The organism is Streptomyces alkaliphilus (assembly GCF_014141535.1).
Classification (GTDB): Bacteria; Actinomycetota; Actinomycetes; order Streptomycetales; family Streptomycetaceae; genus Streptomyces; species Streptomyces alkaliphilus.
This window is the reverse complement of the sequence record NZ_VKHT01001033.1, coordinates 1-1,710: the sequence shown is the minus strand read 5'-3', so window position 1 is coordinate 1,710 and position 1,710 is coordinate 1. Positions and strand designations below refer to the sequence as shown.

1 protein-coding gene is annotated in these 1,710 nt (G+C 73.9%); it reads right to left on the bottom strand.

Going from position 1 to position 1,710, the window contains the following annotated elements; translation table 11 throughout:
• Positions 1–135 precede the first annotated feature (135 nt).
• Positions 136–1,494, bottom strand: coding sequence for a 4-aminobutyrate--2-oxoglutarate transaminase (gabT, locus tag FNQ90_RS22165; RefSeq protein WP_182607970.1), 1,359 nt, complete (start codon positions 1,492–1,494; stop codon positions 136–138).
• Positions 1,495–1,710 lie beyond the last annotated feature (216 nt).

Below are 1,710 nucleotides of genomic sequence, written 5' to 3'. Positions count from 1 at the left end.
GGCCCACCCGCTCCCCTCCCCGGCAAAGGCGCCGTGCCGGGGGTCCGGGGCCGGCCCGGCCGGATCCCGTTGACCCCGGGCCCACCGACCCGGGGGCGGGCCCGGGCCCGCCCCCGGCTTGGGTTCCAGCGGGCCTCACAGCCCGGCGAACGCCTCCTCCAGCACATCCAGCGCCTCCGACAGCAGGTCCTCGCCGATCACCAGCGGCGGCAGGAACCGCAGGACGTTGCCGTACGTGCCGCAGCTGAGCACCAGCACACCGTTGGCGTGGCAGTGGCGCACCACGGCCGCGGTCGCCTCCGGATTCGGCTCCGTGCCGCCCGGCCGCACCAGCTCCACCGCCAGCATCGCGCCGCGCCCGCGCACCTCGCCGATCACCTCGAACCTCTCGGCCATCCCCCGCAGCCGCGGCTTCATGACCTCCTCGATCCGCCGGGCCCGGGCGTTGAGGTCCATCCCGCGCATCGTTTCGATGGCGCCGAGCGCGGCGGCGCACGCCACCGGGTTGCCGCCGTAGGTGCCGCCCAGTCCGCCGGCGTGGACCGAGTCCATGATCTCCGCCCGGCCGGTGACCGCGGCCAGCGGCAGACCACCGGCGATGCCCTTGGCGGTGGTGATCAGGTCCGGCACGACGCCCTCGTGGTCGCAGGCGAACCAGCTCCCGGTGCGGCAGAAACCGCTCTGGATCTCGTCCGCGATGAAGACGATGCCGTGCTCCCGGGCGAATTCCGCGAGCCGGGGCAGGAAGCCCGGCGCCGGCTCGATGAAGCCGCCCTCGCCCAGCAGCGGCTCGATCAGGATCGCGGCGGTGTTCTCCGCCCCGACCTCCTTCACGATCCGTTCGATCGCCAGCGCCGCGGCCTCCTCCGCGCAGTGTTCCGGGCCGGTCGGCCACCGGTAGGGGTAGGCCACCGGCACCCGGTGGATCTCGGGCGCGAACGGTCCGAAGCCGTGCTTGTAGGGCATGTTCTTCGCGGTCAGCGCCATCGTCAGGTTGGTGCGCCCGTGGTAACCGTGCTCGAAGACCACCACGGCCTGCCGCCGGGTGTGGTAGCGCGCGATCTTCACGGCGTTCTCCACGGCTTCCGCGCCGGAGTTGAACAGCGCGGACTTCTTGGCGTGCTCGCCCGGGGTCAGTCGGGCCAGTTCCTCGCACACCTCGACGTATCCCTCGTAGGGGGTGACCATGGCGCAGGTGTGGGTGAAGCGCCCCAACTGCTCGCCGGCCCGCCGCACCACGGCCTCGGCGCTGTTCCCCACCGAGGTCACCGCGATGCCGGAGCCGAGGTCGATCAGGGCGTTGCCGTCCACGTCCTCCACGATCCCGCCGCCGGCGCGGGAGACGAACACCGGCAGCACCGCGCCGACGCCGTCCGCGACGGCGGCCCGCTTGCGTTCCCACATCTCCTTCGAGAGCGGGCCGGGGATCTCGGTGACGACGCGCCGTTCCTGGGGAACGGTGGGACCCCCGACGGGGGCGGTGGTGGTGGTCATGGGGCGCACTCCTCGGGCACGAGGAGCGGCACGGTCCGGGGGACCCGGGCCCGAACGCCCCTTCCCCGCCGGAGCGGGGGAGGGGCCGGGTCGGGTCGCGGCGGACGGTGGCGCTCCGGGGCGTTCGGCTTCCTGCACCGCAGGCTAGGTCCGACCGGGGGCGCCGGGCATGCACCGCCACGGCACACTCACCCGTCCGTCTTGGCCATCGGGGAC